Here is a 271-nt window from a genome sequence, read left to right on the forward strand (position 1 = left end):
CCTTATCTACCTCACTAATATCTAGTTCACCGTATAAAACCACTTCATTTTCTTCAGCTTCTGCAATTATTTCTCCCCACGGACCAATGATAATTGAATGACCTCCAAATTCATTATTCGGATCGCTTCCAACTCTATTACAAGCAACAACATAACACTGGTTTTCAATCGCACGGCTAATGAGGAGGGCTCGCCAATGATCAATCCGCGACTTCGGCCATTCAGCCACAACAAATAACGCTTTTGTATCATCAAGCATATGTGTACGAAT

The 271-nt window shown here is 41.0% G+C and carries 1 protein-coding gene; it reads right to left on the reverse strand.

From position 1 onward, the window contains the following. A partial coding sequence (locus tag AOA59_RS28300) for a nitrilase-related carbon-nitrogen hydrolase (RefSeq protein WP_305886613.1) occupies positions 1 to 259 on the reverse strand: 259 nt, incomplete at its 3' end. Positions 260 to 271: the final 12 nt, after the last annotated feature.

Source organism: Pseudomonas sp. 2822-15 (genome assembly GCF_002742515.1).
Classification (GTDB): Bacteria; Pseudomonadota; Gammaproteobacteria; order Pseudomonadales; family Pseudomonadaceae; genus Aquipseudomonas; species Aquipseudomonas salomonii.